This window comes from Kitasatospora sp. GP30, assembly GCF_029892145.1.
GTDB lineage: Bacteria > Actinomycetota > Actinomycetes > Streptomycetales > Streptomycetaceae > Kitasatospora > Kitasatospora acidiphila.
Window position 1 is genome coordinate 59022 of record NZ_JARZAH010000013.1, and the last position, 22994, is coordinate 82015.

A 22994-nucleotide genomic window follows, 5' to 3' on the forward strand; every position below is an offset into this window, starting at 1 on the left:
ATCGCACGGCGAAGGGGCGCCCGCTGTGACGGGCGCCCCTTTGAAGCGGTGTTGCAGGTGTGGCACGTGTTGCAGGTGCCGACAGGTGCCGGCAGGTGTCGCTAGCCGAGCATGGCCAGCTTCGGGACGAACTTGGCCACGTCGACCGTGCCGACGCCGGTGGCCAGGTCGTAGCCGGGGGTGACCGGCCAGCCGGGGACGCCGGCGTAGGTGTTGCTGCCGCCGACGATGTCGGTCAGGCCGGTGTCGGGCGCGCCGGCCCGCTGCAGGGCGCTCAGGCCGTAGAGGCCGTAGTTGATGTTGCCGAGGCGGTGGCCGGCCGCCTGGTCGGCGAGGGCCACCACGCCGGAGAAGATCGGGGCCGCGACGCTGGTGCCGCCCCACAGCTCCCAGCCGTTGTCCTGCGGGCCGAAGCTGTTGTAGGTCCACACGCCGGTCAGCGGGTCGCCCAGCATGCTGACGTCCGGCACGCCGCGGCTGCTGCCCACGGTGTTCTGCACGCCGAACTGGAACAGCGGCCGCGGGAAGACCTTGGACTTGCCGCCGCCGCTGGCGCCGTGGTCGTTGGGCGCCGGGTCGTCCCAGACGGTGTCGGGCGAGAGCCGGTTGCCCTGGGTGTCCAGGTGCACCGAGGTGCCGCCGACGCCGGTGATCAGCGGGTCGGAGGCCGGCCACTCGGTGGTCGGGTAGGTGTAGGTGGAGCCGTCGGGCGCCGAGTCGGTGACGCCGCTGTCGCCGGAGGACGCCAGCACGGTGACGCCGCGCGACTGGGCGTCCTTGTAGGCGCCGCGCAGGTTCAGCAGGCTGGAGTAGTCGCCCTGGTCGAAGCCGGGGAAGGTGTTCTCGGCGGTGCCGAAGCTCTGCGAGATCACATCGCCGACACCCTGCTTGATCAGCGAGTCCTCGCCGCCCATCATCTCCGGGAACCCGGTGGTGCCGGTGGTCTCCGAGACGCCGGTCTCCATCAGCACGATCTTGGCGCCGGGGGCCATCGCGTGCGCCATGTCGACGTCGATGGTGGTTTCCTCGGCCCAGCCGGTCATGTCCGAGTTGTTCGGGTCGAAGGCGGGCACGTTGCCCCACTGGACGACCTTCACACTGGTGCTGGGAATGCCGTAGTGAGCGCTGTACACGTCCAGGTCGTGCTGGATGGTGGGGGAGCCGAACGAGTCCACGATCACGATGGTGCGGCCGGCCCCGGTGATGCCGCGGTCGAAGAGCGGCTTCTCGTCATACGCCTGCTGGAGCTGGTTGGCGCCGTAGCAGGAGCGCTGGAACTGGGCCTGGCAGTCGGCGATCGTGTACGGCGTCGGGAACGGGCCGAGCAGCCGGTGGTGCGCGGTGGCCGGCACCGGAGCGGGGAGCCGGTGCGCGGGCGCGGCCAGCGCCCCTGCCGCCGGCGCCGCCCCGGTGAGGGCGGTGCCGACGACCAGTGCGGTGGCCGCGAGGGTCGACACGGTGAGGTGACGGGTGGAACGTCGCATGGGTGTCCCTGAAGGGGTGGTAGGTCCCGTCGACGACGGCTGCCGCCCATGACACCGCGTTAGGTTCCCATGAATCGCTAGTTTGTTGGATCCATGGGGAAACCTTTACCCGCGACTGTGGCGCCCCGGTGCCTGTGTGTGACGCACCTCAGTGGCCGGCCCGCAGATTGAGCAGGATCACACCCACGATGATCAGCGCGATCCCCGCCAACTGCGCCTTGCCCAGCTGCTCGCCGAAGGCGGCGACGCCGATGGCGGCCACCGCGGCCGTGCCGGCGCCGGACCAGACGGCGTAGGCGACCGAGACGGGGATCTTCTTCAGGGCCTGGCCGAGCAGGGCGAAGGAGAGCACGTAGCCGATACCGACACCGACGCTGGGCCACAACTTGCTGAAGCCGTCGGTGAGTTTGAGGCAGCTGGTGGCGCAGACCTCGCTGGCTATGGCGAGGACGAGGAGGACGTAGGGCATCTGGCTATTCTGCGTTGCGGCTGGTCAGCGCGGCCAGCAGGGGCAGATCGGCCTCGGTGAGGCTGCTGAGCAGGGTGATCCCGGGAGCGCTCGGCATCGCCACGTCGGAGGACGGCACGGCGAGCACCGCGCAGCCCGCCGCGTGCGCCGAGGTGACGCCGGTCGGGGTGTCCTCGACCGCCACACAGGCGGCCGGGTCCAGGCCCAGCCGGGCGGCCGCGGCGAGGTAGGGCGCGGGGTCGGGCTTGGTCACCTCGGTGTCCTCGGCGGCCAGCGTCACGGCGAACCAGTCCCGGCCCAGGTGGGTCAGCACCAGGTCGACCACCTTCCGCGGCGAGGCGGAGACCAGCGCGGTCGGCACCGCGGCGGCCCGCAACTGCTCCAACAGGGCCAGTGCGCCGGGGCGGGGCACCACCCGGGCGGCGACCCGGACGGTGAACGCGGCGTTCAGCCGCTCCCCGATGACCGCGGCCCCCGGCGAGGAGTCGCCGAGCACGGCCGCCAGATGGGCCGCGGTGTGCTCCACGGCCCGGCCGAGCACCTCCGGTACGTCCGACTCGCCCAGCTGGTATCCGAGTTCGGCGGCGATCTCGCTGGTCGCCTCCCACCACAGGTGCTCGGTGTCGACCAGGGTGCCGTCCATGTCGAAGAGGACGGCGGCGGGCTTCTGCAGCGGTGAGGTCATCGGCGTGTTCACTGCCCGACCGTAACGCGGCGGTCCACCAGGACCGGACGGTCGGGCAGCGAGACCGTGGCACCGCCGCCGACCGGCAGCTTGGCCGCCTGGTCGGTGGGCAGGTCGGCCTTGAGGTCGGTGCCGTCGGCCAGCTTGACGGTCAGCCGGGTGACCGCCCCCAGGAAGCTGGCGCCGGTGACGATCGCGTCGCCGCCGGCGGTGACCGCCACGTTCTCCGGGCGGACCAGCACCTCCACCTCGCCGTCGGCGGGCACCGTGCCGTCCACCTCGTGCCGGCGGCCCAGCACCTCGACGCCGTCGCCGGAGCGCTGCGCCGGGATCCGGCTCATGGTGCCGACGAACTCCGCGACGAAGGCGGTGGTCGGGCGGGCGTAGAGCTCGCTCGGGGTGGCGCACTGCTCCAGCCGGCCGGCCCGCAGCACCGCGACCCGGTCGGCCATCGACAGCGCCTCCTCCTGGTCGTGGGTGACGAACAAGGTGGTGATGCCGAGCTCCTGCTGGAGGCGGCGGATCTCCTCGCGCAGGTTGAGCCGGACCTTGGCGTCCAGCGCGGAGAGCGGCTCGTCCAGCAGCAGCACCCGCGGCTGCAGGGCGAGCGCCCGGGCCAGCGCGATCCGCTGCTGCTGGCCGCCGGACATCTGGTGCGGGTAGTGCCCGGCGCGCTGCGGCAGGCCGACCAGCTCCAGCAACTCCTGTGCCCGGGAGCGGCGTTCGACCTTGCCGACACCGCGCATCTTCAGTCCGAAGGAGACGTTGTCGAGCGCGGTCAGGTGGGGGAAGAGGCTGTAGGACTGGAACACCATGCCGGCGTCCCGCTTGTGCGCGGGGATCCTGGTGACGTCCTGCCCGTCGACCAGCACCTCGCCCGAGTCATGGGTCTCGAAGCCGGCCAGGATCCGCAGCGCGGTGGTCTTGCCGCAGCCCGACGGGCCGAGCAGCGCCAGCAGTTCGCCCGGGTGGACCGTCAGGTCGAGGCCGTCGAGCGCCACGGTGGCGCCGAACGCCCGGCGCAGCGAGCGGAATTCGACGGTGGCGCTGCCGGGGTGCAGTGGCACGCCGGTGGGTGGTGCGGGGGTGGCGGAGGTGGTCATGGCGGTGAACTCCTGGGAATCACTTGGTGGATCGGCAACGCGCGGTCATCTGACGGATCGTCAGGATCGCGCGGCCTTGCGGGTGCGGCCGCCGAGCACGGAGAGCAGCAGCAGGACGACCCAGACGATCAGCAGGCTGAGGATCGAGACCGCGACGGACATCTGCCCGTCGGTCTTGCCGTAGGCGTTGATCCACACCGAGAAGGGCTGGAAGCCGAGGATCGAGGCGGTGGTGAACTCGCCGAGCACCAGCGCCACGGTGAGCACCGAGGCGCTGAGCAGCGCGCTGCGCAGATTGGGCAGCACGACCGAGAACACGGCCCGCGGCCAGCTCGCCCCGCAGCTGCGGGCGGCCTCGACCAGCGTGACCACGTCCACGCCGCGCAGCCCGCCGTCCAGCGCGCGGTAGGCGAACGGCAGCGCCATCAGCACGTACGCGATCAGCAGCACCACCGGGAAGTTCGGGTTCTGGATCGCCACCAGGGTCTGGAAGATCGGCGTGTTGGCCAGGTAGTCCGGCCCCCAGCGCAGCACCCCGACGATGCCGGTGGTGAGCGCGACCACCGGAACCACCAGCGGCATCGAGCAGACCACCTCGATCACCGGACGCAGCTTGGGCGCGCCCAACCGGGCCGCCAGCAGCGCCGGTACCAGCAGCACCAGCAGCAGCACCACGGTCGCGGCCGCCAGCTCCAGGCTCAGGTAGAGCGCGTCGAGGAACCCGGGCGCCGAGAGCAGGCTGGTGTAGGCGTCGAAGGTGACGCTGCCGTGGTGGTCGTCGATGCTGAAGTAGAGCGACGCACCGAGCGGCACGAAGAAGTAGACGCCGCAGAGCAGCAGGACGAGGCCGCGGCCGAGCCGCAGCCGGTTCAGGAACTGAGCCACTTGGCACTCCGGCGCTGGAGGGGCAGGTAGATCGCCATCACCAGGCAGGCGACCACGATCATGTCGAGACCGAGCGCGAGGGCCAGGTTGCCCTGGCCGACCAGCACGTTGCCGGAGAGCGCGTCGCCGATCTGCATCGAGATCAGCGGGATCGAACTGCCGACCATGGCCTCGGCGGTGGCGTACGCGGCGAACGAGGCGCCGAACAGCAGCACGTAGCCGCCGAGCAGGGAGGGCAGCAGCACCGGCAGCGCGACATGCCGCCAGTACTGGAAGACCGTCGCCCCGTTGTTGTACGCGGCCTCACGCCACTGCACCCGCAGTCCCTCCAGGGCCGGGGTGATGGTGAGGATCATCAGCGGGATGAGGAAGTAGAGGTAGACGACCGCCAGCCCGTTGAAGGTGTACAGGCTCCAGCCGTAGTCCTTCAGGCCCAGCGAGGTGGTGACCTCACCGGCGTTGCCGAGGGTGGCGACGAACATGAACGCCAGCGGCACACCGCCGAAGTTGGCGAGCACGCCGGAGCCGGCCAGCACGGTCTCGCGGACGAACTTGAACCGGGAGGTGGCCACCGCCTGCGCCAGCGGCAGCCCGATCGCGGTGCCGATCAGCGCGGTCAGCGCGGAGAGCTTCACACTGCCGAGCAGCGCGGTCAGGTAGGCGCCCTGCAGCGAGTCGCTGAGGTTGGCCATGGTGAAGTGGCCGCCGCCGCCCGGGGCGTCGGATGAGGTGGTGAAGGCGCCGATGGCGATCGCGACGGCGGGCAGCCCGAAGCCGATGGCGAAGAACACCAGCAGGGGCAGCGCGCCGAGCCAGGCGCGGCCGCCGCGACGGCGGCGGGTGGCCGTGGGGGCGGCCGGAGTTGCGGGAGTTGCGGTGCCGGGGGTACCCCCGCCGCCGTTGGTGTCAACGGCGGCGGGAGTCGGCACCGGGGTGGGAACCGTAGTCATTGCTTGGTTCAGCCCCCGATGGCCTTGGCCCAGTTGGCGGTCACCGCGGCCTTGGCGGTGTCCTGCTGCGCCTGGGTCGGGAAGGTGGTGAACGGCTTGGCCGGGGCCGGCACCTTGGCGGCCAGGCCGGCGTCCAGCGTGTTGGCCGACTTCATGGCGTCGAACTCCGCCGGGGTGGCGAAGCCGCTCAGGAAGCCGTTCTGGCCCTCGGCGCTGTAGAGGTACTCCTCCCACAGGCGGGCGGCGGCCGGGTGCGGCGCGTACTTGCTGATGGCCTGGTTGTAGAAGTTCGCCCAGATGCCGTCCGACGGGATGGCGACCTTCCAGTCGATGCCCTTCGGGGCCAGCTTGTCGGTGTAGCCGGTGTTCAGGTACGACCAGTCGATGGTGATCGGCGTCTCGCCGCTCTCCACGGTGGCGGAGGTGGCCTCGACCGGGTTGAAGTTGCCGGCCGCCTTCAGCTTGCCGAAGAAGTCGATGCCGGGCTGGATGTTGTCCAGCCCGCCACCGTTCGCCACGGAGGCGGCCCAGACGGCGTTGAGCGCGGCGTTGGCCTTGGTCGGGTTGCCGTTCAGCGCGACCATGCCCTTGTAGTCGGGCTTCATCAGGTCGGCGAAGGTCTGCGGGCAGACGGCGACCTTCTTGGCGTTGCAGCCGATCGAGACGTAGCCGCCGTAGTCGTTGTACGAGGTGGCGTCGGCGGCCTTCATGGTCGCCGGGATGCTGTCGTAGCCGGCCACCTTGTACGGGGCGAACAGGCCCTGCTGGGCGCCGGAGATGGCGAACGCGGTGCCCACGTCGACCACGTCGGGGCCGCGGTCCTGGCCCTTGCGGGAGGTGATCGCGTTGATCTCGTCCTGGCTGGAGCCGTCCGGGTTCTCGTCCTCGATCTTGATGCCGTACTTCTTGGTGAAGTTGTCCATCAGCGTGCCGTAGTTGGCCCAGTCGCGCGGCAGCGTGATGACGTGGAGGTTGCCCTCCTTCTTCGCGGCCGCGACCAGCGCGTCCATCCCGCCGAGGTCGGCGGCCGAGGTGGCGGTCGTGATGTTCTTGCCGCCGGCCGTGGTGGCCGACGACGAGCCCGCGGAGCCGCAGGCGGTGAGGGAGAGCGCGGCGGCGGTCAGTACGGCCGCAGCTGCGGCGGCACGGGCGCGGTGCACGGTCACGGGAGGATCTCCTGGATCGAGGTGCGGCAGGGTCGCACGTCAGGTGCGCTGGCTGCGTCAGGGAGGAGTGCCGGGGAGCCAAGTTGGTCAGCCAACTTCGCCCGACGCCGCCAAGTACGCCGGATGTCGGTGACCAGAAGGTGAACGGGCGCCCCAGAACAGGGGTCGGCTGCGGGAACGGTCGCGCTCGGTCGGGCGATAACCGCCCAAGCGGAGCACGAACGGTCCGCCGGGAGCCGATAAGGTCGGATCGTCCTCGGCCGCACCCAGCACGCAGGACAATGAGTTGGGGGGACCCGGTGACAGACAGCTTCACGGAGAACGCGATGCAACAGGACGAGCCCGGCAACCCGGAGGAGCACGCCGCGGTGTCCGAGGCCAGTGGCGCGCTCTACCGCCGGGTCGCCGCCGACCTGCGGGAGGCGATCAGCACCGGCGCGTACGGCGAGGCCGGCCGGCTGCCCGCCGAGGGGGCCCTGGCCGAGCGGTACGGCGTCTCCCGGGGGACCGTCCGTCAGGCACTCGCGGTGCTGCGGGCCGACGGGCTGGTCACCTCGCGGCGCGGCACCCGGCGGGTGGTGCTCGGCAACGCCCGGGTGCAGAGCTTCTCCGAACTGCTCAGCTTCACCCACTGGGCGCGCTCGATGGGCGAGGAGCCGGGCGGCCGCCTGGAGTCGCTGCTGCGCCGGCCGGCCGACGCCGCCGAGCGCGAGCAACTGCGCCTGGAGCCGGGCGCCGAGGTCTATGTGACGCTGCGGCTGCGCACCCTCTCCGGTACCCCGGTGATGGTGGAGCGCACCATCTACCCGCCGCATGTCGGCGTGCTGGTGGCCCAGTTGCCGGCCGACGTGGTCTCGCACACCGAACACCTGCGGGAGCACGGCATCCTGTTCACCGACGCCGACCACACCATCGACGTGGTCACCGCCAACGGCGACGACGCCCGGCTGCTCGGCTGCCGGCGCGGCGCCCCGCTGCTGCGCGAGCGCCGCCGCACCACCGACCCCACCGGGCGCCCGGTCGAGTGGTCCCAAGACCGCTACCTGCCCGGCATGGTGGCCTTCAGCGTGCACAACTCCCTTGCCACCTCCGCCCTTTCGCGGCACGCCCGAGCGGACGACTGAGTGCTCGGGCGGGCCGGCGACCGGGCGGGTGCGCCGGCAGGGCTCACCGCTCGGCCATCCGCCGGGCCAGCAGCGGCCGGTAGTCGTCGAAGCACGGCGTGCCGGCGCCCGAGGTCTTGGCCGCGTCGTCCCAGCGGCGCACCGCGACGGCGTCGGCCGCGCCGGGCAGCGCGGCGAAGGCGGCCGCCTGCTCCTCGGTCAGCGGGCCGCCCTGCACCTGGAGGGTGTACTCGGACGCCTCGGAAAGCCGCGCCCGGTAGGCCGGTTCGACCGTGCAGAGGTAGCGCTTGGCCGCCACGTGCAGTCGGATCGGCTCGGTGACGGACGACGGGAACCACTGCGCCAGCCAGTCGGCGCCGGTCTCGCTGTGGCGGTTGTCCTGGCCCGCCATCAGCTGACGGCCCGTCACCACACCTGTGCTGTGCTTGTCAAAGAAGTGCCCGACATCATGCAGCAGCGCCGCCGCCACCAAGGCCTCCGGCGCTCCCTCCCGCTGCGCCAGCGCGGCTGCCTGCAGCATGTGCTCGGCCTGGGTGACCGCCTCGCCGAGGTACTCCCCGGCGCCCTCGCCCTCGAACAGCTCCGCGAGTTCGTCGAGCGCGGCGGTGCGCCGGTCCAGCACGGCCAGGGTGGACGCCAGTGCGTCCAAGTCGGCGTAGCAGCCCTGGAGATGGCGCCGGCCCCCGGCCCCCTCGGGGGGCTGGGAGGTGCCCCCAGGCTCGAAGGCGGTGCGGGCGTGCAGCAGTCGGGTGTTGTCGAAGACCAGGCAGTCGCCGGGCGCCAGCCGGAAGGACAGCTGCAGCTCGGGTCGCAGAGTGATCTCGGCGAACCGCCGGTAGGCGGCGTAGAACTGCTCCAACTCATGGTCAGGCAAGTCGAGTCGGCCGATCGAGCGGTTGTTGAGCCGGACCTCGCGGATCCGCCCCGTCCCATCGGTGGTGATCAGCGGCCGGTCGGCCCGCAGTTCGGTGTGCCGGTCGCGGTAGACGAACGGCACCGGGGTGCGGGTGAGCACCGCGAAGTCCTCCGGCGCCTCGGCGCGCAGCAGCGCGGCCGCCTGGAAGCCGTCCACCAGCGCGGAGTCACCGCCTTCGGCCTCGTTGGCCAGGCAGTGCAGCAGCTGCACGGTGGGCACCGGGTCGCGGTACGGGTTGTCGGTGTGCGGGGCGATCGCGGCGGCGGTGAAGGCCAGGTTGGTGGGGTCCGGCTCGACCCGGACGTCGAACAGCTCGCCGTAGTTGGTGCGGCGCACGAAGCCGAAGCTCTCCGCGACCGCCAGTACCTGCCGCTCCTCGGTCGGCACCCCGCGCAGCACCGCGAAGCCCAGCCGCTGCACGGCGCGCAGCACCGCCGCCTGCTCGGCGGGGTCGGCGAGGTAGGCCGACCAGTCGGCCTCCGGGCTGCGATACCGGGCATTTGGGGCCCCAGCGAAGTCGGCGGCCCGCCAGAGCCGTTTGCCGGCCTCGGTGCGGCGGTCGCCGCCGTCATCCGCCGTGCCTCGGCCCGCCGGGTAGGTTGAGCGGTGGCCGTCCGACCAGAGCACCTCCAGCCCGCCGTCGGCCGCCTCGGTGGCGGCCGCGACCGCCAGATCGGCGGGCAGGTCGGTGATCTGGAACAGCTTCTGGCCGCTGCGCGGATCGCGGCAGTCGGCGCACGGGCAGTTGTCGCGCAGCCAGTAGGCGGGGCCGGCGGTGGTGGGGTCAGGCATGGCGAGCCCTTCGACGGAGGATCCGTGGGGCCAAAGTTGTATAGCCAACTTCGGTCGATTGCCAGGACCCTGCCGAAGGCGGGTGAGCGGAATCGGGCCGGTGGCTGACCGGACCGTGAACTCCGCACCACGGCATGGGTGCGCCCGGGCTCGGCGGGAACGGGGGGTGCCGCGCCGAGCCCGGGCGCCGGGCTCACCGGTTGGCGACGGCAACAGGCTCGTCGGCGGGCGGTGAGCCGGGGAGCGGCCGGGAGGCGGACCGGGCGGACGGTCGACCTCGGGCGGCTCCAACGGGGTGGGCCTGCCATGTAGTCAATCAGCCTTGTCATGTCGAGTCAATGGTCCAGTCAAGATCGAATCGCGGGACCTATCAAGGCCGTTCGCGTCGTAGAGTGCCGGACATGACGGAAGGCGCGGTGCTGCACATCAAGGGACGGATCCTGGTCGGTCCGGACGAGGTCCGGGACGAACTCTGGGTGCTGGACGGGCGGGTGAGCTTCTCGCCGCCGGCCGGCACGCGCGATGTGCGCACCGTCACCGGCTGGGTGCTGCCCGGCCTGGTCGACGCGCACTGCCACGTCGGCCTGGACGCGCACGGCGCGGTCGACGAGGCCACCAGCGAGAAGCAGGCGCTCACCGACCGGGATGCCGGCACCCTGCTGATCCGCGACGCCGGCTCGGCGGCCGACACCCGCTGGGTCGACGACCGCGAGGACCTGCCGAAGATCATCCGGGCCGGCCGGCACATCGCCCGGACCAAGCGCTACATCCGCAACTACGCCCATGAGATCGAGCCCGGCGACCTCACCGCCTACGTGGTGCAGGAGGCCCGGCGCGGTGACGGCTGGGTCAAGCTGGTCGGCGACTGGATCGACCGGGAGCGCGGCGACCTGACCGCCTGCTGGCCGGGCGACGCGCTGCGGGAGGCGATCGCGGCGGCGCACGCCGAGGGCGCGCGGGTCACCGCGCACTGCTTCGCCGCCGAGTCGCTGCCCGACCTGCTGGCCGCCGGGATCGACTGCGTGGAGCACGCCACCGGCCTGACCGAGGAGTTGATCCCGGTCTTCGCCGAACGCGGCGTGGCGATCGTGCCGACCCTGGTCAACATCGCCACCTTCCCCAAGCTGGCCGATGGCGGCGAGGCCAAGTTCCCGGCCTGGTCGGCCCACATGCGCCGATTGCACGAGCGCCGCTACCAGACCGTCGGTGCCGCGCACGAGGCCGGCATCCCGATCTACGTCGGCACCGACGCGGGCGGCTCGCTCGCCCACGGCCTGGTCGCCGCCGAGGCCGCCGAACTGGTCAAGGCCGGCCTCACCGCCACCGAGGCGCTCAGCGCCGCGAGTTGGGGAGCCCGGGCCTGGCTCGGCCGGGACGGGCTGACCGAGGGTGCTCCTGCCGACCTGGTGGTCTACGCCGCCGACCCGCGCGCCGACATCGGGGTCCTGGCCGATCCGCAGCTGGTGGTGCTGCGCGGGCGGCCGGTGGGGTGAGGACTGTCGGTTTGGGCCGATAGGGTGAGTTCATGGCACCGCGTCCGTTGCATGAGATCGTCGAACCCGGCTGGGCCGAGGCCCTGGCACCGGTGGCCGGGCGGATCGCCGCCATGGGTGACTTCCTGCGCGCGGAGATCGCCGCAGGGCGGACGTACCTGCCGGCCGGGCCGAACGTGCTGCGGGCGTTCCAGCAGCCGTTCGCCGACGTCCGGGTGCTGATCGTCGGTCAGGACCCGTACCCGACACCCGGGCACGCGCGAGTTCCGAGAACACTGGTTTCGGAACGACGGGATGGCTCGCATGATGACGGTTGCGGAGTGGGTGGAGCACTGGGTCGAGAGCGCGCCCGTCGTGCCCACGACTGTACTGCGGGAGCTCCTCGATCGCCTAGGCGAGGAGGAGGACGAGGAGTAGCGGGCACGGCTGCTGCCCTGACGCACGTGGGGGGTTCGCGATGAGCGCGCGGCCGTTGAGCGAGCTCGTCGAGCCGGGTTGGGCGAAGGCCCTGGAGCCGGTGGCGGGGCGGGTTGCCGCGATGGGTGACTTCCTGCGTGCGGAGGTCGCCGCGGGGCGGACGTACCTTCCCGCCGGCCCGAACATTCTCCGGGCGTTCCAGCAGCCCTTCGACGAGGTGCGGGTCCTGCTCGTTGGCCAGGATCCGTACCCCACCCCGGGCATGGCCATCGGTTTGAGCTTCGCGGTCGACCCGCAGGTGCGGAACCTTCCCGGCAGCTTGGTCAACATTTACCGCGAGATGGGCCAGGACCTCGGCTGCCCGCCACCGAGCAACGGTGACCTCACCCCGTGGACCCGGCAGGGCGTGCTGCTCCTCAACCGAGCACTCACCACCGCGCCCGGCAAGCCGGCGGCGCACCGCGGCAAGGGCTGGGAGGAGGTCACCGAGCAGGCCATCCGCGCCCTGGTGGCCCGCGGCGGCCCGCTGGTGGCGATCCTCTGGGGCCGCGACGCCCGCAACCTGCGGCCGCTGCTCGGCCAGGTCCCGGCGATCGAGTCGGCGCACCCGAGCCCGATGTCCGCCGACCGCGGCTTCTTCGGGTCCCGACCCTTCAGCCGCGCCAACGAACTGCTGGTCAAGCAGGGCGCGCAGCCGGTGGACTGGCGTCTCCCGTAGTGCTGCAGGGGCTCTCCGCATTCGGAAGATTCGACTGAGACCCTGACGTGGTGTCGGTACTCTCCGCCACACGCTTGGAAAGCGTGTTGGGGGCAACCCCTCACGAGTTCGAATCTCGTATCCTCCGCCGGCAGATGGCCCGGACCGCTCAGCGGTCCGGGCCATCGTCGTTTCTGCCTCCAGGGCATCGCCGATCCGGACTACTCGACACCCATCATCCTTGACTTCGGAACGTGTTCCGAAGTAGCGTGGCGGCATGTCCACTCTCACCGTCTCGTTCTCTGACTTGTCGAAGAACTCCAAACGGGTCGCCGACACCGTGGAGCAGGCCCAGCGCATCCACGTCTCGCGCCGCGACGGCGAGGATCTCTACCTCACTACCGAGCGGCATGATCGGCAACGCGAGGAGACCGCCGACGTCACCGCGCGTCTGTTTGCGGCCCTGATCAGCAGCGATGAGGGCGCACGGGCCGTGCTCCTCGCTCTCCCCACAGTCTTTCCCTGGACCCGGCACCTGTCAGCCGAGGAGGTGCGGGAGTTCGTCGTTGACCTCGTGGACAGCACTCGCGATGTCGTGGAGCTGGACGTACACGCCAACCTGCACCGCGTGATCGTCGAGTGGCGTGCCACCGCCAGGATCCTGGCCGATCCCGAACTGACCGCACAGCTCTCCGCCCCTCTCGCCGGCGAGGATCACGGCGAGGTCTCCGCGCCATGAGTCCAAAACGCGGCGACGACGTCGCACCACCGCCGGTCGGCGACGAGTGGCGGCTCCGCTTCGCTACGAGCGAGGCAGCCAAGGGCTGGAGCGATCTCTGCACTGAGGCAGCTGGGAACAGTCGCCGCTGCTTCGAGGCCCTGCGCACCAACCCGCTGTCGATGAGCGATCCGGATCGTCAGCATCGGCTGCGCGGTCGCCTCGCCACCCGCGACCTCGGGGGCGACGAACTTCCCCAGTGGGAGTACGAGGTGACTGCCGGCGGACGGGTGCGCTACCTCGTCGACGAGGCCAAGCGAACCGTCCACCTCGTGTACGCCTCCACTCGGCATCCGAAGGACACTGACAGTTAGACCTCGGGAGACAGAGGGCGAAACGGTCCAGCCAGACTCAGCGATCCTCGCCGTGACCGAGGTCGGCCTGGTTGCAGTTTTGGTTGCAGTCACCCACGTCCAGCGCCGTTCAGCGCCTGGCTACTGAGCCGCTCCGCCACAGGTCAGGACCTCTCCGGCCGCCATCGAACGGCCGGACGGACAGTTGGAAAGCGTGTTGGGGGCAACCCCTCACGAGTTCGAATCTCGTATCCTCCGCCTCTGCCTAGCCGGGCAGACGTCAGCCCGGACCGCTCAGCGGTCCGGGCCTTCGTCTGTTCCCCGCCCCACCGACCGGATCCGTCCAGGTCTCCCGCTCACCAGCCGACTCCCTCCCATACTCTCGACAATATGCCTAAATCCAAAGTAAGCCTTGGTCCATCTGGACCTCAATGACCTCATGGCGGATCGAATGTTTCAGCGGCTCTAGCAATATTTTTCGAAGATTCTTCACGTGGGCTTACCTCGCGCCTGACCCCCTTGCTCGCCAATGATCGGCGCCTTATTCTCCGATATGTTCAGCGAGGCAAGGGGAGTCCGTGACGGCGGATGCAGGTTTTTCTAGTGGCGAGCCTAGTCGGTCTGATTATCGGCCGAGTTTGACGTCAGAGCAGGAACGGCGTCTTCAGGAGGATTACCGGGGGAAGGTCAAGGAGTTTGACCAGCTAGAGGTCGATCTCCGCGGAGCCCGCACCCTCCAACGCATCTTCTTGCTAAGCATGCTCGGCGCGACTGCTCTGGCCTTCCTGCTGGGCTATACCGTGATCATCGGCCTCTGGATCACGCAGCCGTCGTTCACAAGGTATGCGGGGCTGGTGATCGTCACCGCCCTGTGGGCTGCGATGGGCCGACTCTTCTGGATCAAACGCCAGGAAATCACCACCAAGTCCGGCGAGCTTCGCAATGCCCTGCAGGACCGCCAGACCGCCGCAGCCCGGCTCCCGCTCGACTCCCCCTCGGGTCTGCGGATCTACCGCGAAGCTTCACTGGAGATCATCGACCAGTACCGGAGGGGCGCCAACAGGAACCGCCGAGTCCACAACTTCTTTCAGGTGATCATCATCACCGGATCGATCGTGACGTCGTCGCTCACCGCCATGAACAATGGAAACAGCATCGCACTGAGGCTCGGGGCCGCCTCCCTCAGTGGATTTGTGGGAATTTCTGCAGGCGTAACCGGATACTTCAAGTTTCGGGAACGCGGCTACAACCTTCAATCGACCGCCGATGAAATCGAGAAGCATTACAACGCTTCTCAGTTCATGCTCGACGAATACGCCGGAAGCGATTCGAATAGTCACCTCTCCGAGGACGACCGGCTGCGGATGTTCGCTCGCTACGTCGAACGTCTGAAGGAGGAGCAGCGGAAGCGGGAACTGCAGCTCGAGCAATCCAGTTCGGCGAGCGAGGAGCATGCCAGCTGATGGCTGCAGGGTTCATGTAATGAAGTGGCAGCAGCTACGATTCTTACTCGCGCCGATCCAGCATTGGCGAACTCGCCGCCTGATGGCAGCCCACGGCTCGATTCCGTACGCAACTGCCTGGTGCCTAGTAGCCCTGGCGCGGTCCCCGTCCGAGCTCCCATACGTCCACAACGTCGCGGCCCGAATGAAGGCCTTAGGCATGCCAGCGCCGGGAGTCACGCTAGATTCCTGGGCCGCCCTGGGCGTTGTCGAGCAGCGTCGGCGCCTCACATGGATCGAGCGCCATGGTGCAACCCCACTGGCCAGCATGGGCGTGACACGCGAAGCCGTTGAACGGGCGGAGCTTCATGTCGTGGAGTGGGAGTTGCCGGCCGAGCACCGGGCCATCGCGGTCGCAGCCAGCCGAGGTACCCACCCTGGGTGACCCAAGCTGGGGAGCACTCAGCAAGCCAGACCCTGCCCTGGTTTCAGTTTTGGTTGCGTTCACCCCCGTCCAACCTCGTTCAAGGCCTGTCCGGCGCCCGCTCCAGCGCAGGTCAGTACCACGGCCGGCCGTCCCCGGACAGCCGGACGGACAGTTGGAAAGCATGTTGGGGGCAACCCCTCACGAGTTCGAATCTCGCATCCTCCGCCTCTGCCCAGCCGGGCAAACGAAGGCCCCGACCGCACTGGGCGGTTTCTAGCGGTCGGGGCCTTCGACATGAGGGCGGCCCGGTCGGGTTCTGGGCCACTTGTTCCTCGGCCTGCCGCCTTCACGTCGCTGCACATCGCGAGGTCGACGATGCTCCATATCGACTGGCACCGCTCACAGCGTGATCACCGCAACTACTGCCATCCCGGCAACCGCCGAGGCCCAACGGAAGACCACCTTGGCAACCCGCGCCTCGGTTGAGTCGGTGGATGTGCCCCGGCTGTGGCCGGGGTCCTCGTCATTACCCCTTGGCCCGCTCGATGAACGTACGTTATTCTGTACGGCATGAAGACGATGAGTGCCACCGAGCTCCGCGGCAATCTCGCCGCCGCGCTCGATGCCGTTGAGAGCGACGCCGAAGAGCTCGTCATCACCCGCGCCGGCCACGAGCCGCTGGTTGTCGTCTCCCTGGCCGAGTACGCCTCGCTCCGCGAGACCGACTACCTGCTGCGCTCCCCGGCCAACGCCGACCACCTTCGCCGCTCCCTGCGGGAGTACCGGGAGGGCCGTGCGGTGGCCCGCGAACTGATCGACCCCGAGGACCTCACCGAGCAGAGCGCGTGAAGGTCCAGTTCACCGAGCGCGGCTGGAGCGACTACCTGTCTTGGCAGGCGGACGATCGCCGCCTCCTCAAGCGCATCAATCTGCTGATCGACGACATCCGCCGGAACGGCAACGAGGGCATCGGCAAACCTGAACCCTTGCGGCACGAGCTCGCCGGGGCCTGGTCCCGCCGGATCGATCACGAACACCGCCTGGTCTACATCCTTGACGAGCAGGTCGACACCATATGCGTCATCGCGTGTCGTTACCACTACGGCAAGTAGAGCCTGAGACCAGCAGAGAGACGCGGGTGGTCTCAATTCTGGTCTCCGCTCGACAACGCCAGCTACCCCAACACCGACAAGGTCGGTGCCAAGCCCGGAGCCCCCGCCGGCACCAGCGCCCCCTTCGCCGTCAACGGCGCGGTGAACGGCGGAGTCGGCGCTGCGCCTGGACGCGAACGTGTTGGTGCGGTGATCGGATCTGGGCTCCGCCCATGCGGGAGTTCCGAGAACACTGGTTTCGGAACGACGGGATGGCTCGCATGATGACGGTTGCGGAGTGGGTGGAGCACTGGGTCGAGAGCGCGCCCGTCGTGCCCACGACTGTACTGCGGGAGCTCCTCGATCGCCTAGGCGAGGAGGAGGACGAGGAGTAGCGGGCACGGCTGCTGCCCTGACGCACGTGGGGGGTTCGCGATGAGCGCGCGGCCGTTGAGCGAGCTCGTCGAGCCGGGTTGGGCGAAGGCCCTGGAGCCGGTGGCGGGGCGGGTTGCCGCGATGGGTGACTTCCTGCGTGCGGAGGTCGCCGCGGGGCGGACGTACCTTCCCGCCGGCCCGAACATTCTCCGGGCGTTCCAGCAGCCCTTCGACGAGGTGCGGGTCCTGCTCGTTGGCCAGGATCCGTACCCCACCCCGGGCATGGCCATCGGTTTGAGCTTCGCGGTCGACCCGCAGGTGCGGAACCTTCCCGGCAGCTTGGTCAACATTTACCGCGAGATGGGCCAGGACCTCGGCTGCCCGCCGCCGAGCAACGGTGACCTCACCCCGTGGACCCAGCAGGGCGTTCTGCTGCTCAACCGAGCACTCACCACGGCCCCCGGTAAGCCGGCGGCGCACCGGGGCAAGGGCTGGGAGGAGGTCACCGAACAGGCCATCCGCGCCCTGGTGGCCCGCGGCGGCCCGCTGGTGGCGATCCTCTGGGGGCGCGACGCCCGCAACCTGCGCCCGCTCCTCAGCCAGGTGCCGGCGATCGAGTCGGCGCACCCGAGCCCGATGTCGGCGAGCTACGGCTTCTTCGGCTCCAGCCCGTTCAGCCGCGCCAACGACCTGCTGGTCAAGCAGGGCAGCCAACCCGTGGACTGGCGAATTCCGTAGGGTCCCAAACTCCCACAAAGGCATGTTTCTGGCCCCATAGCGGGTGCAACCTGACTAGCGGTGGCCGGAGGGGATCCAGCAGGTGCGCGCTGCGATCAAGGTCGGCTTGCACGTGATCGAGTGTGGCTCCAGCTGGCTTAGGTCCAATGCCGGTGATTTAAGTCGTGCCTGGTCCGGTGATCGTGACGATTGCCGGAGCGGGTGGCGGCCAGTCGCGATGTTTCGGGCCGTTTCAGGGGCCAGTTGGACGTTTTGCGTTTGATGACTCGCGGGCAGGATCGCTGACGCCGTTCGGGTAGGAGTCGCTCTCCGATCAGCCAGGGTGCGGATCAGTGCGCGGGCGAGTCTGCCGGGGGAAAGCGCCGCCTGGGCAGGGACCTGGCGGCGTACGACCCGCAGACTGCGGGTGAAGGACAGCCGGTCGAGGTCCAGGCCCTCCAGCGTGGTCTCGATCTCCCATCGCTGGGTGTAGAGCGCGGCCAGTCCGGGAGCCAGCGCCTGCCCGGGATCGAGGATGGTGGTGACCAGCCGGTAGACGGTCGCGTCGCCAGTGCGGGGCAGGGTGTATTCGACGACCCGCACGACCACGGAGTCGCGGCGGCTCCTGCGATCCGCTTCGAGCAAGCTCAGCTCCGACGTTAATTCCTCGTTTGCTGCCGGGCCGCGCGGCAGTGCTCATATAGTGATGGCGCCTCATATGTGCTGTGATCAGGTGGAGTTGGTGGTCATGGAGTCAGTCCCGCAGTCAGGTTCGCCGGATGGGCTGGGATCAGTTCAGCATCGTGTCGTGAGCCCCTCCGGCGAGCAGACGGCAACTGCCGTTGAGCTGCTGACTCGAGAAGTAGTTACCGTCATGGCACCGGAGGAACTCGCTTTCCTCCCTGCGACGTGTGACGCGTACTTCGACCGGGTGCGGCTGAGGCGTCGGCGTCGAACCACGGACGACATGCTGGGATACGGCTTGGCCGAAGCCGCGAGTTTGGTCAGCCCGGTTGTGGTAGCGGTGGTCGCTAGCGTAGTGCAGCATCTCTCCGACCAAGCCGGGCAGGCGGTGGCACGCCGGAGCGTCACCGTGTGGGGTTCCCTGCGCCAGCGGTGGAGGCGGTCACCGGAGGCCGAGGCCGTGAACGCAGACCGATTGGCGCGACTGACCCCGGAGGACCTGGTCGAAGTGGCGAGGCTGGCCCAGCTTCGCAGTAGCGAACTAGGTCTCGACGACGATCGGACGAACGAACTGGTCGAGGCGCTGCTGGCCGCGTTGCGAAACGAGTCACAGCCCGAATGACACCTTCGGGAACGAGGCGATCCGATCACGCTCGCCTGGTGCTGCGCCTGCCGTCGGGCACCACCATGCGCTTTGCCGTCCTGGTCGTGCTGAGCCTGTCTTCCGCGGTCCTGACAATCCCGTTCACGCTGGGGCCCCAGATTGGATGGTTGAAGCAGGACAGGGGCTGTTCTGTCCTCAAGGGCGCGCCCGCGCGTTTGGCCCCGGGGCAGGAACCGACGCTGGCCGATGCACTCCATGGTCAAGAGCTGTACAACAAGTGCATGTCCGCCACAGTGTCGGTCGTTGGGTGGTATGTACTGTCCGGCACAGTGGCCCTGCTGTTGACGAGTGCGGCGATCTACTGGTTGCGACCGTACTGGACGATCCGGAGACGCGGCCTTAGGAGGCTGACGGTCACCGCGGCGAGCGATTCCCTGCATCAGGATTTGCTCCGGTTGTGCCACACAGCCGGCCTCGCCGTGCCCCCGCTGTTCCTGGTGGAGCCCCTGGATGGCGCTCGCAGTGGGTTCTCCTTCGGGCACGCCCGTCGCCCGCGGGTCTGTCTGCGCGGCGGCTTGATCGCCCTGAGGGGCTCCGATCGCGCCGCGTTTGAGACAGTCGTTCTGCATGAGCTGGCCCACGTGCGAAATCGGGACATCGGTATCACGGGACTGACGGTGGCTGTGTGGCGAGCGTTCCTCGCGGTGGCAGCCGCCCCGTTCATCCGCATCCTGGTGTACGGCACCGCCTCCCCTGAGTTCCGCTCGCAGGCAGTGAGTTCGTTGCTGGGTCTCGCGCTGCTGGCAGCACTGGTCTACCTCAGCCGCAACGCCGTGCTGCGCTCCCGTGAAGTCGAGGCCGACCTGCGCGCGAACACGTGGCTCCCGAGCGAGCGGGCGCTTCGGATCCTCAGAGTGCAGCAAGTGCCCTGGTGGCGGCGCTGGTCAGGACTGCACCCACCGGCGAGTATTCGTCAGCGCGTCCTCACCGACCCCACCTGGGCGGCCCGACCGGAGGCGGCAACGCTCTTCGCCACCGGTGCCGGAATCGGTCTGACGGCCCACCACTTGATGGTTCCGTCTTATTTTCTGTCCATGGTCGCCGGGTCTACTTCCACAGTACCGTCATGGGCCGGACCAGTGCTGATCGGTGCCGTGCTTGGTGTGACCGCCTGGCGTGCGGCGGGTTTTGCGGCACTTGCGGGCGCGCCGGTCCGCGCCTTTCTGCTTCCGGGGGTCGCATTGGGCGCCGGTGTGGTCACAGGAACGAATACGATGTCCCTGCTGGGCTTCTCAGGTGGCTTCGGCAGCCCGATAGTCCTGTTGGGCAGCGTCGTGTTCGCCTTCGTGGTGACCGCGATCGGCGGCTGGACCGTCGCATGCGCCTCCAGTTGGCTTGACGACGGTTTTCGGGTCCGGGCCTGGATGCTGCCGTTCACAGTGATTCCGGCGATCCTGGTCCTGCGCGCCTTCGCGTCGTGGTGGTTCCTGCCGGACTGGCCTCAGGGGCTGGCATTCGTTTACCACTACCATGCCGGGACTGCCGACGTGTCAGGCAAGTTGGGCGTTCTCATCACAGTGGGAAACGAGCTGGTGTCGAATCCGTTGGTGACCATGCTGGTCCATGACTGGCCGACACTGGTGGGAGTCAATCTGGTGTGCGCGATGCCCGTTCTGGGTATCGCAGTACGCAGCCATCGCGATCTGTCCACGGTACGTTGGGCCGTCCGCAATGGTCTGTGCTGCGGACTCGGCGGCGCGCTCGTGACCAGCGCCTGCGCCGTCACTCTCCGCTCGACCACAGTTTCGTCCGGGGAAGCGGCACTTCTTGCGTTGCTTCTTGCTCTGGTGGTACCGGGGTTCATCGCAATGCTCTTTGCCGCTATCCTCACCGCTCGTTCTCGCCCCGTCCTCGCGCTCGCGGCCGCCTGGGTGACCATGGTCCCGGTCGTGCCGGTAGCCCTTCTCGACTATGCGGTGGCTGGCTGCCTGCCGGGGCCGGGGCTGAGCGCGCTCACGTGCCCGAAGGCACCGACGCCCCTGCTGTTCGCCTATGCGTATGCAACGCTGACGGTCTATGCGGCCGTGCTTGGCACGCTGGGCATGATCCTCGGACTGTCGTTCCGCAGAGCCCCGAGCCTTGCCACCTCATCCGCGCACGGCCGAGCACGCAGAGCCACCTATGTGGCCCTCTCAACGGTGCTTGCCACGGCCCTGTGCCTCTTCAGCGTGTCAACCGTCACCGCGGGCTCGCATGGTGACACCAGTATCCCGTTTCCGACGCACGCCGACGCACCCGACTCCGCTCAGGAGGCGGCCTTCTTCGTGAGCAGGTGGCTGGATCTGGGCGGTAAAGGCCACATGATTGACTTGTATTTCACCTTGCTCACGTACAGCCCGGATCCCACCGTTGCGAAGTGCGCCCTCCTGAACGACGAGGTCAGCACGGCCGCCGAATACCCTCGTATCCCGGACGATGCGGCGCAACAGGCATGGCGCACGGTCCTGGCGCTCTCGGCTAAGGCCGTCATCGACTGCCGCGAGGGGGACGACAAGAACGCGGCAACCGCTGCCCAGCAGGCCAGTTCGTCGTTTTCCATTTTCGAGAGTGAGCTCATCCATTCCATGACGGCGCACCCATGACTGGCGCCCCTCGACTGGCCGCGGCGGCTCACTCTTCATCGCCGAACGTAGCCCGCATTTGCCGAAACCGGATTTCCGCTACGTCGGAGCGGCTGTCGGCAACATGGTGCTTACGGGCGGCCACCGAGGCCGCTGGAACACCTGCGCGCCATAGCTGACCTGCAATAGCGGCCCATGTAGCGGCAGCGGGGGGTGGCTGCCGTGAAGGTACCTAGTAAACGAGGCTATCGAGGACGGCTCCGACGCCGTGGCCACACCAGCCACGGCGAGATCATCTCACTTGCGGCCAGTATCTACGGGGCGTCAGGTTCCGCTTTCGGCGTGACGAAGCCCGGGGCAGGAGGCAACTGGAACGGTGTGCAGCTCACCAGACCCTGCAATGGTTGGTCAGGCCAGCGGAATCGCTCATGGAGCACGTTGAGCACCGGGTGGCCAGCACGGATCGCATCCACGATGCACGCCATCTCCGCTATCTCCAAGTGCAGCCAGTACACCCCTTCGCGGAGCACGACCATGTCGATGGTCTCGCCCGCCCAGTGATTCTGCACCAGGGTCTCGGTGACGACGGCACCCCGCCCGCGGGCGTGCTCCTGCAGTCTGATTACCGGGCGCACGGTCTGCCCGATGTACCGATAGGTGGTTCGCTCAGTGGGGTGCACCAGCGCATACACATACCCGACATCGTCCCGCTGACGGTACCTGTCGTGCGTGACTGCCAGCGGCGAGTCCATCACCGTACCGTCCGCCAGGTTGATGATTGCCCCCGCCCGTGCCCGGTAACGCACATTCACCCCTCAACTCTGAACCTGTAGGCGGTCGATGCTCTCACTCGACACTGACAACGCGGCCTTCTCTCGCTTGTGATCAGCAGTTACGGGACAGCCCTTAGGCTGCGGCCATGACGGAATTCCCCGGGTTCGGCTCGATGCTGGCGCGGTTGCTGGACCATGGAGAGCTCGGCGTGCAGGAGCTGGCTGACCGTGCTGGGTTGACCCCGGACGAGGTCCGAGCGGTACTCGCGGGGGAGACCCCCGGCGAGGGCTTGCTCCGACGGCTCGCGCCGGGGCTGGGTTTCCACGCCGTCGATCTGTTCATCCTCGCGGGGCTGGTCGTCCCGGAAGACCTGGCGCCCCTGGACGCGGCGGCCGAGCGGTGGGTGCCGTACGTGGTGATGGATGCGGTGCACCTCCCGGCGCCAGGACGGCATGAACTCCTGCAGCTCATGTGCTCACTGCCGCAGGAGGAACGTCTCTCCGGCTTCGCCCCGAAGAGGCTCGCACCCCTCGCTGACAGTCCCGGCGGTCAGGTCATCCGGATGCTCCAGTACCGCAACCTGAACTGGATGGGTATGGCGAAGACCCTGGCGGTCGTGACGCCCACGTACCTGTCGGCTGCCATGTACGGTGTGATCGCTTCCGGCCGCAAGGAGTTGACGCCCCGATTGGTGACCGACTTCGCCACCCTGCTGGGGATCGACATCCGCGAAGTGGCCGCGCTGGCGGGTGTTGTTCTGCGTGAGCTACCACCGCCCCCAGCCCCAGAGGCGGTGGACGCCGCGACGCTGCTGTGGGAGGCGCGCCGCCTGTCCGCTGCCCAGGCGCGACATGTCGCTGACCTGGCACGCTCCATGCGCGGGGACTCCCGCGACGGGTACCTCGTTAACCTGCCGGGAACCTGAGACCTGCCGTACTCGCCTGCGCCACCGGGCGCCGCCATCACGCCCGGTCGGACTCAACGAGCCTGAAGAACATCACCAGGGT

At 68.9% G+C, this 22994-nt stretch carries 21 protein-coding genes, 1 tRNA gene and 2 pseudogenes; 14 read left to right on the forward strand and 10 right to left on the reverse strand.

The features are described 5' to 3' along the window. Positions 1-101: 101 nt before the first annotated feature. The 7 genes from P3T35_RS20160 to P3T35_RS20190 form a co-directional block, all read right to left on the reverse strand. On the reverse strand, positions 102-1484 hold the full coding sequence (locus tag P3T35_RS20160; RefSeq protein ID WP_101382766.1) for a S53 family peptidase: 1383 nt from the start codon (positions 1482-1484) through the stop codon (positions 102-104). A 148-nt stretch (positions 1485-1632) separates the two neighbouring features. Beyond that, positions 1633-1953, reverse strand: coding sequence for a multidrug efflux SMR transporter (locus P3T35_RS20165; RefSeq protein WP_101382767.1), 321 nt, complete (start codon positions 1951-1953; stop codon positions 1633-1635). Between the two features lie 4 nt (positions 1954-1957). Then, positions 1958-2650, reverse strand: coding sequence for an HAD family phosphatase (locus P3T35_RS20170; RefSeq protein ID WP_348533423.1), 693 nt, complete (start codon positions 2648-2650; stop codon positions 1958-1960). Beyond that, positions 2647-3741, reverse strand: a complete 1095-nt coding sequence (locus tag P3T35_RS20175) for an ABC transporter ATP-binding protein (protein WP_101382769.1) — start codon at positions 3739-3741, stop codon at positions 2647-2649. Before P3T35_RS20175 ends, P3T35_RS20170 begins: the two co-directional genes overlap by 4 nt. 60 nt (positions 3742-3801) lie before the next feature. Then, positions 3802-4614: an ABC transporter permease subunit gene (locus tag P3T35_RS20180; protein WP_101385343.1), complete on the reverse strand. Its 813-nt coding sequence runs from the start codon at positions 4612-4614 to the stop codon at positions 3802-3804. Beyond that, on the reverse strand, positions 4611-5555 hold the full coding sequence (locus P3T35_RS20185) for an ABC transporter permease subunit (protein WP_280707098.1): 945 nt from the start codon (positions 5553-5555) through the stop codon (positions 4611-4613). Before P3T35_RS20185 ends, P3T35_RS20180 begins: the two co-directional genes overlap by 4 nt. 29 nt (positions 5556-5584) lie before the next feature. Beyond that, on the reverse strand, positions 5585-6742 hold the full coding sequence (locus P3T35_RS20190) for an ABC transporter substrate-binding protein (RefSeq protein ID WP_101382771.1): 1158 nt from the start codon (positions 6740-6742) through the stop codon (positions 5585-5587). A gap of 326 nt (positions 6743-7068) precedes the next feature. On the opposite strand from P3T35_RS20190, the gene P3T35_RS20195 reads away from it, so the two are divergent. Next, positions 7069-7866 (forward strand): GntR family transcriptional regulator, encoded by a 798-nt coding sequence (locus P3T35_RS20195; RefSeq protein ID WP_101385344.1) that lies wholly within the window; start codon positions 7069-7071, stop codon positions 7864-7866. Positions 7867-7909: 43 nt separating this feature from the next. Here the strand turns inward: P3T35_RS20195 and P3T35_RS20200 are convergent, their stop codons facing one another. Continuing rightward, positions 7910-9574, reverse strand: a complete 1665-nt coding sequence (locus P3T35_RS20200) for a phosphonate degradation HD-domain oxygenase (RefSeq protein WP_101382772.1) — start codon at positions 9572-9574, stop codon at positions 7910-7912. 401 nt (positions 9575-9975) lie between these two features. Between P3T35_RS20200 and P3T35_RS20205 the strand changes: the two genes are divergently transcribed. From P3T35_RS20205 to P3T35_RS20250, 10 genes and pseudogenes are all read left to right on the forward strand, one after another. Next, on the forward strand, positions 9976-11067 hold the full coding sequence (locus tag P3T35_RS20205) for an amidohydrolase family protein (RefSeq protein WP_101382773.1): 1092 nt from the start codon (positions 9976-9978) through the stop codon (positions 11065-11067). A 32-nt stretch (positions 11068-11099) separates the two neighbouring features. Continuing rightward, positions 11100-11327: pseudogene (locus P3T35_RS20210) on the forward strand (uracil-DNA glycosylase); the annotation flags it as partial. A gap of 197 nt (positions 11328-11524) precedes the next feature. Then, positions 11525-12202, forward strand: a complete 678-nt coding sequence (locus tag P3T35_RS20215) for a uracil-DNA glycosylase (protein ID WP_101382774.1) — start codon at positions 11525-11527, stop codon at positions 12200-12202. 23 nt (positions 12203-12225) lie between these two features. Next, positions 12226-12329: transfer RNA gene (locus tag P3T35_RS20220), tRNA-Ser, on the forward strand. A gap of 129 nt (positions 12330-12458) precedes the next feature. Continuing rightward, on the forward strand, positions 12459-12920 hold the full coding sequence (locus P3T35_RS20225; protein ID WP_101382775.1) for a prevent-host-death family protein: 462 nt from the start codon (positions 12459-12461) through the stop codon (positions 12918-12920). Beyond that, positions 12917-13273: a hypothetical protein gene (locus P3T35_RS20230; protein ID WP_101382776.1), complete on the forward strand. Its 357-nt coding sequence runs from the start codon at positions 12917-12919 to the stop codon at positions 13271-13273. Before P3T35_RS20225 ends, P3T35_RS20230 begins: the two co-directional genes overlap by 4 nt. Positions 13274-13830: 557 nt before the next feature. Beyond that, positions 13831-14715 carry a DUF4231 domain-containing protein gene (locus P3T35_RS20235; protein WP_143676927.1) on the forward strand — a complete coding sequence of 295 codons (885 nt, stop codon included), beginning with the start codon at positions 13831-13833 and terminating at the stop codon, positions 14713-14715. 976 nt (positions 14716-15691) lie between these two features. Then, on the forward strand, positions 15692-15970 hold the full coding sequence (locus tag P3T35_RS20240; protein WP_180356636.1) for a type II toxin-antitoxin system prevent-host-death family antitoxin: 279 nt from the start codon (positions 15692-15694) through the stop codon (positions 15968-15970). Beyond that, on the forward strand, positions 15967-16233 hold the full coding sequence (locus tag P3T35_RS20245) for a Txe/YoeB family addiction module toxin (RefSeq protein WP_101382778.1): 267 nt from the start codon (positions 15967-15969) through the stop codon (positions 16231-16233). Before P3T35_RS20240 ends, P3T35_RS20245 begins: the two co-directional genes overlap by 4 nt. A 414-nt stretch (positions 16234-16647) precedes the next feature. After that, positions 16648-17325: a uracil-DNA glycosylase gene (locus P3T35_RS20250; protein ID WP_101382779.1), complete on the forward strand. Its 678-nt coding sequence runs from the start codon at positions 16648-16650 to the stop codon at positions 17323-17325. A gap of 363 nt (positions 17326-17688) precedes the next feature. Here the strand turns inward: P3T35_RS20250 and P3T35_RS20255 are convergent. Then, positions 17689-17913 (reverse strand): annotated as a pseudogene (locus P3T35_RS20255) (IS4 family transposase); the annotation flags it as partial. Between the two features lie 199 nt (positions 17914-18112). On the opposite strand from P3T35_RS20255, the gene P3T35_RS20260 reads away from it, so the two are divergent. Continuing rightward, positions 18113-18610 (forward strand): hypothetical protein, encoded by a 498-nt coding sequence (locus tag P3T35_RS20260; protein WP_143676929.1) that lies wholly within the window; start codon positions 18113-18115, stop codon positions 18608-18610. Between the two features lie 38 nt (positions 18611-18648). After that, a complete protein-coding gene (locus P3T35_RS20265) occupies positions 18649-21234 on the forward strand; it encodes a M48 family metalloprotease (protein ID WP_180356637.1) in 2586 nt (861 codons plus the stop codon). Between the two features lie 293 nt (positions 21235-21527). Here P3T35_RS20265 and P3T35_RS20270 read toward each other — a convergent pair whose 3' ends face one another. Next, positions 21528-22025 carry a GIY-YIG nuclease family protein gene (locus tag P3T35_RS20270; protein WP_143676930.1) on the reverse strand — a complete coding sequence of 166 codons (498 nt, stop codon included), beginning with the start codon at positions 22023-22025 and terminating at the stop codon, positions 21528-21530. Between the two features lie 107 nt (positions 22026-22132). Between P3T35_RS20270 and P3T35_RS20275 the strand changes: the two genes are divergently transcribed. Beyond that, complete coding sequence (locus P3T35_RS20275) at positions 22133-22912, forward strand: hypothetical protein (protein ID WP_101382784.1); 780 nt, start codon at positions 22133-22135, stop codon at positions 22910-22912. The last annotated feature ends 82 nt before the right edge of the window (positions 22913-22994 follow it).